At 69.3% G+C, this 6482-nt stretch carries 6 protein-coding genes; 5 read left to right on the top strand and 1 reads right to left on the bottom strand.

The window, feature by feature from the left end:
- On the bottom strand, window positions 1-634 hold a 634-nt coding region (locus Q0C81_RS14260), incomplete at its 3' end, for an HAD-IA family hydrolase (RefSeq protein ID WP_291839263.1).
- 65 nt (window positions 635-699) lie between these two features.
- On the opposite strand from Q0C81_RS14260, the gene glmU reads away from it, so the two are divergent.
- From glmU to Q0C81_RS14235, 5 genes are all read left to right on the top strand, one after another.
- Window positions 700-2064 (top strand): bifunctional UDP-N-acetylglucosamine diphosphorylase/glucosamine-1-phosphate N-acetyltransferase GlmU, encoded by a 1365-nt coding sequence (gene glmU, locus Q0C81_RS14255; RefSeq protein WP_291839260.1) that lies wholly within the window; start codon window positions 700-702, stop codon window positions 2062-2064.
- A gap of 78 nt (window positions 2065-2142) precedes the next feature.
- Window positions 2143-2826: a ribose-5-phosphate isomerase RpiA gene (gene rpiA / locus Q0C81_RS14250; RefSeq protein ID WP_291839258.1), complete on the top strand. Its 684-nt coding sequence runs from the start codon at window positions 2143-2145 to the stop codon at window positions 2824-2826.
- A 150-nt stretch (window positions 2827-2976) separates the two neighbouring features.
- Window positions 2977-4374 (top strand): glutathione-disulfide reductase, encoded by a 1398-nt coding sequence (gor, locus tag Q0C81_RS14245; protein ID WP_291839256.1) that lies wholly within the window; start codon window positions 2977-2979, stop codon window positions 4372-4374.
- 58 nt (window positions 4375-4432) lie between these two features.
- Entirely contained in the window at window positions 4433-5806 is a 1374-nt protein-coding gene (locus Q0C81_RS14240; RefSeq protein ID WP_291839253.1) for a class II 3-deoxy-7-phosphoheptulonate synthase, read from the top strand.
- Window positions 5807-6388 (top strand): prephenate dehydratase domain-containing protein, encoded by a 582-nt coding sequence (locus tag Q0C81_RS14235; protein ID WP_291839251.1) that lies wholly within the window; start codon window positions 5807-5809, stop codon window positions 6386-6388. It begins immediately after the preceding gene.
- The last annotated feature ends 94 nt before the right edge of the window (window positions 6389-6482 follow it).

Genomic DNA, 6482 nt, shown 5'->3' with positions numbered 1-6482 from the left:
TCAGCACGTCTCCGCCCAGTTCGGCGGGCGCTATGGGGGTGTAGCCGTAGGTGACGACGATGCAGGGCAGGCCGGCGTTCTTCGCCGCGCCGACGTCCGGCGGGGCGTCCCCGACCATGACCGCCCTGGCCGGATCGCCGCCGGCCATCCGCACCGCCTCGATCAGATGGGCGCCCGAGGGCTTGCGCGCGCTGACCTTGTCCGGTCCGACGATGGCCGCGAAATGCCGGGTCAGGTCCAGCCTGTCGAGCAGCAGCAGGGACAGGTCGGTGCGCTTGTTGGTCGCCACACACAGGATCGCGCCGCGCGCCGCCAGCCGCTCCAGCGTCGCGACCACGCCCGGATAGGCGCGCGAATGGTCGGCGATGTGCAGGACGTAGTCAGCCAGGAAGGCCTCGAACAGGGCCGGCGCATCCGCCTCGTCCCAGGTCGCGCCCGCCCTTTCGAAGCCGTGTTGCAGCATGGCTCGCGCCCCGCCGCCGATCAGGGATGCGGCGCTGTCCATCGGCGCCGGCGGCAGGCCGCGCGCGACCAGCATCCGGTTCAGCGTCCCCACCAGATCGACGTGGGTCTCCACCAGAGTCCCATCCAGGTCGAAGGCGATGGTCCAGCCGTCCAGATCCCGCTGCGTCACCCGACTCTCCCGTCATCGGCCCCGATGGGCTAGACCGGACCGGTGACTATCCGTCGGACCGATTCATGACCACCCACGCCGAACCCAGATCTTCTGAAGCCAGGGCCGCCATCATCCTCGCCGCCGGGCAGGGGACGCGGATGAAATCGCCGCTGCCCAAGGTGCTGCACCCGGTCGGCGGCCGCGCCATGCTGGATCACGCCATCGACGCCGCCGAGGCCCTGGGCTGCGAGCGCATCGTGGTCGTCGTCGGCTCCCACTCGCCGGAGGTGCGCGCGCACGTCGTCGCGCGGCTGGGCGAGGACGCCATCGCCGTGCAGGACCCGCCGCTGGGCACCGGCCACGCCGTCCGCGCCGCGGAGGCCGTTCTCGGCGACTTCGTCGGCCAGGTGGTCATCACCTACGGCGACGTGCCCCTGCTGCGCGCCGCCGACATCGAGCCGGTCTTCGCCCAGACCGAGGGCGTGCGCGTCATCGGCTTCGAGGCCCGCGATCCCGGCGCCTACGGCCGCCTGGTCATGGACGGCGAGACCCTGACCGCCATCACCGAGGCCAAGGAGGCGTCGGCCGAGGTCCTGGCCATCACCGCCTGCAACTCGGGCGTCATGGCCGCGCCGATCGGCCTGCTGTTCGAACTGCTGGCCGAGGTGAAGAACGAGAACGCCAAGGGCGAATACTATCTGACCGACGTGGTCGAGCTGGCCCGCGGACGCGGCGCTCCGACCCGCGCCGTCATGGCCGACGAGGACGCCGTCATGGGCGTCAACGCCCAGGGCGAACTGGCCGTCGCGGAGGCCCTGTTCCAGAAGGTGCAGCGCGAGACCTTTCTCGCCGCCGGGGTCACCATGGCCGCGCCTGACACCGTCCACTTCTCGTGGGACACCGAGGTCGGCGGCGGCACGACGATTGAGCCCTATGTCGTCTTCGGCCCCGGCGCGAAGATCGCCCCGGGCGCGCGCATCCGCAGCTTCAGCCACATCGAGGGCGCGACGGTCGCCGGCGGCGCCGAGGTCGGCCCCTACGCCCGCCTGCGCCCCGGCGCCAAACTGGCCGAGGGCGTGAAGGTCGGTAATTTCGTCGAGGTGAAAAATGTCTCCATGGCCGCCGGGGCCAAGGCCAACCACCTGGCCTATCTCGGCGACGGCGAGGTGGGGGCCAAGGCCAACATCGGCGCCGGGACCATCTTCTGTAACTACGACGGCTTCTTCAAACATCGCACCACGGTCGGCGAGGGCGCCTTCGTCGGCTCCAACACCTCGCTGGTGGCTCCGGTCACCATCGGCGCCGGCGCCATGGTCGGTTCGGGCTCCGTGATCACTTCCGACGTCGCTCCCGGCGATCTCGGCCTAGCCCGCGCGCCCCAGACGGCCAAGGCCGGTTGGGCGGCCAAGTTCATGGAGATGATGCGGGCGAAGAAGGCGCGGGGCTGATCACCACGCTTCCCCGCGTCTCCATGGCCGGATAAAGCCCGCCTGTCCGTGCGATTCCCTCCCGCCAGCGAGCCGACCATGTCCGATATTCAGAAGAAGAACGCCGGCGAGGCCGCCGCCCTCCGGGTCGAGGCCGGGATGGTCGTCGGCCTGGGCACCGGTTCGACCGCCGCCTGGTTCGTCAAGGCGCTGGCCGCTCGCAACCTCACCGGCCTGCGCTGCGTGCCGACCTCGGAGGCGACCGCCGAACTGGCCCGGGAACTGGGGCTGACGCTATCGACGCTGGAGGACAGCCCGCGCATCGACCTGACCGTCGACGGCGCCGACGAGGTCGGGCCGGGACTGGCCCTGATCAAGGGCGGCGGCGCGGCCCTGCTGCGCGAAAAGCTGGTGTGGGAAGCCTCGACCCGCTGCATCTGCATCGCCGACAAGGCCAAGGTCGTGCCGGTCCTAGGCAAGTTCGCCCTGCCGATCGAGGTCGTCGCCTTCGGGCACAAGACGACCGGCAACCGCATCGCCGACGTCCTGACGGACCACGACATCGCCATGCCCGCCCGCGTCCGCGTGGCCGAGCGCGGCCTGGTCCGCACCGACGGCGGCAATCTGATCTATGACGCGGCCTGCGGCGCGATCCACGACCCGGCCCGTCTCGCCGACGACCTGAAGCTGATCACCGGCGTGGTCGAGCACGGTCTGTTCCTCGACCTGGCGGACGAGGCGATCATCGGCACGGACGACGGGGTTGAGGTGCTGCTGCCCTGATACCAATTACTCCGCTCATCCCGGCGAAAGCCGGGACCCAGACCTTTGGGTGAGCACTCTTTCCGGTCGGCGCGGATGAAGGTCCGGAAGCGCCGGCGTCATGCTGGACAGCACTGGGTCCCGGCTTTCGCCGGGATGAGCGGATAGAGAATGTCAGAGACCCACGACTACGACCTCTTCGTCATCGGCGCCGGTTCCGGCGGGGTGCGGGCGGCGCGGCTGACGGCGCTGGGCGGCAAGCGGGTGGCCATCGCGGAAGAGTTCCGGGTCGGCGGCACCTGCGTTATCCGCGGCTGCGTGCCCAAGAAATTCATGGTCATGGCCAGTGACTTCGCCCACCAGTTCGAGACCGCCGAAGGCTATGGCTGGACCGTCGAGGCCAGCTTCGACTGGCCCAAATTCATCCAGGCCAAGGATGTCGAGATCGCCCGCCTGTCGGGCATCTACGCCGCCAACCTGGGCAAGGCGGGCGTCGATCTGGTCCATGGACGCGCGATCCTGAAGGACAACCACACCGTCCAGATCCTCAAGAAGGACGGCTCCATCGACCGGGAGATCACCGCCGACAAGATCCTGATCGCCACCGGCGGCAGGCCCTGGTCGCCCGAGGACATGCCGGGGATCGAGCACGCCATCACCTCGGAAGAGGCCTTCCACCTGCCGGAACTGCCCAAGCGCATCCTGATCGCGGGCGGCGGCTATATCGCGGTGGAGTTCGCCGGCATCTTCGCCGGTCTGGGCGTCGAGACGACCCTGATCTATCGCGGCCCGAACATCCTGCGCGGCTTCGACGACGACGTGCGCGCCCACCTGGCCGGCGATATCGAGAAGCGCGGCATCAAGGTCATCCTCGGCTGCCAGCACGAGTCCGTCGAGAAGACCGAGACCGGCCTGGTGAACCACCTCGCCAACGGCATGACGATCGAGAGCGACGTGGTCATGTTCGCCACCGGACGCATGCCCTATGTGAAGGGGCTGGGGCTCGAGAAGGCGGGCGTCGAGCTGACGGAGCAGGGGGCCATCAAGGTCGACGGCTTCTCCAAGACGACCGCGGACAACATCTGGGCCATCGGCGACGTCACCGACCGCATGAACCTGACCCCCGTCGCCATCCGCGAGGCGGTCGCCTTCCACCAGACCGTCTTCAGGGACAATCCGCAGGCCTTCGACTACGAGGCCGTCGCCACCGCCGTGTTCAGCCAGCCGCCGGTCGGCGTGGTCGGCCTGAGCGAAAGCGAGGCGCGTCATTCCTGTCCGGGCGAGGTCGATGTCTACCTGACCCGCTTCCGCCCCATGAAATACGCCTTCACCGGCTCGGACGAACGCGTCCTGATGAAGCTGGTCGTCGACGCCCAGAGCCAGAAGGTCGTCGGCGTCCATATCGTCGGCCCCGAGGCCCCGGAGATGATCCAGCTGGCCGCCATCGCCGTGAAGGCCGGCCTCACCAAGGCCCAGTGGGACGCCACCTGCGCGGTCCATCCGACCATGGCCGAGGAGCTGGTCACGCTGCGCGAGAAGCAGCACGCGGGCAACATGTCGGCGGGCTGAGGAAAAACGCGACACCGCGTTCATTGTCCCCGGCGGCTCTCCGGCCTATCTTGGCGCCATGAGTACCCGTTGGACGCCCGAGAGCTGGAGACAGAAACCCGTCGTGCAGATGCCGACGGACTATCCCGACATGGCTGCGCTGCACCGTGTCGAGGATGAGCTGCGGGCCATGCCGCCCCTCGTCTTCGCGGGCGAGGCGCGTCGGCTGACGTCCAAGCTGGCCGAGGTCGAGGCGGGCAACGCCTTCCTGCTGCAGGGCGGCGACTGCGCCGAGAGCTTCAAGGAGTTCTCGACCGACAACATCCGCGACACCTTCCGCCTGATCCTGCAGATGGCCGTGGTCCTGACCTTCGCGGGCCGCAAGCCGGTCGTGAAGGTCGGCCGCATCGCCGGCCAGTTCGCCAAGCCGCGCTCGTCCGGCGTCGAGGCCATCGACGGCGTCGAGCTGCCCAGCTATCGCGGCGACATCATCAACGGCATGGCCTTCACGCCCGAGGAACGGGTCCCGGATCCCCAGCGCCTGCTCAAGGCCTATAACCAGTCCGCCTCGACGCTGAACCTGCTGCGCGCCTTCGCGGGCGGCGGTTACGCCGACCTCTACAACATCCATCGCTGGACGATGGGCTTCGCGGCCGACAGCTCTGCCGGCGCCCAGTACCGCGAGCTGGCCGACAAGATCACCGAAGCCCTGGCCTTCATGGAAGCGGTCGGCGTCACGCCCGAGACCCATCCGGACCTCAGCCGGGTCGAGGTCTTCACCTCGCACGAAGCCCTGCTGCTGAACGTCGAGAGCGCCCTGACCCGTCTGGACGGCGCGTCCGGCGAATGGTTCGACACCTCGGCCCACATGCTGTGGATCGGGGAGCGCACGCGTCAGCTGGACGGCGCCCACGTCGAGTTCATGCGCGGCGTGAAGAACCCCATCGGCGTGAAGTGCGGCCCGACCATGGAGCCGGACGACCTGCTGCCGCTGATCGACGCGCTCAATCCGGACAACACGCCCGGGCGCCTGACGTTGATCGGCCGTTTCGGCGTGGACAAGGTCGGCGACCGCCTGCCGCGCCTGATGCGGGCGGCCAAGGAGCACGGCAAGCGCGTCATCTGGTCGATCGACCCGATGCACGGCAACACGCTGAAGGCCGGCAACGGCTACAAGACCCGGCCGTTCGAGCGGATCCTCGGCGAGGTGCGCGGCTTCATCGACGTGGCCGAGGCCGAGGGCGTCCACCCCGGCGGCGTGCACCTGGAGATGACCGGCCAGAACGTCACCGAATGCCTGGGCGGGGCGCAGGCCCTGACCGAGGACGATCTGTCGAGCCGTTACCACACCCACTGCGACCCACGCCTCAACGCCGATCAGGCGCTGGAGCTGGCCTTCCTCGTCGCCGAACGGCTCAAGGCAGGCCGGCAGGCTCGGTCGAAAGCGGCCTAGATGCAGGGCGTCGGCCGACCGGAAGGCGACAGCACCGGCGGCCGCTGCGGCTATCAGGGCGCGCCCGGCGCGTTCAGCCATGAGGCCTGCGTCGACCTGCGTCCGTGGGACGACCCCGTCGCCTTCGACACCTTCGCCGAAGTCATCGACGCGCTGAAGGCGGGCCGGATCGGCGCCGCCCTGATCCCGGTCGAGAATTCCACCATCGGCCGGGTGGAGCCCGCCGCGACCCTGGTCGAACAGTCCGGCCTGACCATTGTCTCCGAGGTCTGGCGCCCGATCCGGTTGGCCCTGATGGCTCCGCACGGCGCCTCGCTGCGCACGGTGAAGACGGCCGAAAGCCACCCCATCGCCCTGCGCCAATGCCCGGCTTCCCTTGGCGCGCTGGGCGTCACGGCGGTCGAGGCCTTCGACACCGCCGGGGCCGCGCGCGATGTCGCCGAGGCCGGCGATCCCAGCCGCGCCGCCGTCGCCCCCGCGCGGGCGGCCGAGGTCTACGACCTGTCGATTTTGCGCAACGACATCCAGGATTCCAGCGACAACCGCACGCGGTTCGTCCTGTTGAGCGCCGGAATCGCTTGACCGCGCACGATCCTTGCGGCTTTTGAAGCCCATGGTCCGCTCGCAAGCCATCGCTGCGACTTTCTCCGCCCGCTTCGCCGCGGCCGCGGACCTG

The sequence above is a fragment of the Brevundimonas sp. genome (assembly GCF_023259385.1).
Classification (GTDB): Bacteria; Pseudomonadota; Alphaproteobacteria; order Caulobacterales; family Caulobacteraceae; genus Brevundimonas.
This window is presented reverse-complemented; position numbering and strand designations above follow the sequence as displayed.

Excerpts from the sequence above, each read along its gene's own strand:
- glmU (WP_291839260.1), top strand. The coding sequence starts at position 700 with ATGACCACCCACGCCGAACCCAGATCTTCTGAAGCCAGGGCCGCCATC.
- rpiA (WP_291839258.1), top strand. The coding sequence starts at position 2,143 with ATGTCCGATATTCAGAAGAAGAACGCCGGCGAGGCCGCCGCCCTCCGG.
- gor (WP_291839256.1), top strand. The coding sequence starts at position 2,977 with ATGTCAGAGACCCACGACTACGACCTCTTCGTCATCGGCGCCGGTTCC.
- Q0C81_RS14240 (WP_291839253.1), top strand. The coding sequence starts at position 4,433 with ATGAGTACCCGTTGGACGCCCGAGAGCTGGAGACAGAAACCCGTCGTG.
- Q0C81_RS14235 (WP_291839251.1), top strand. The coding sequence starts at position 5,807 with ATGCAGGGCGTCGGCCGACCGGAAGGCGACAGCACCGGCGGCCGCTGC.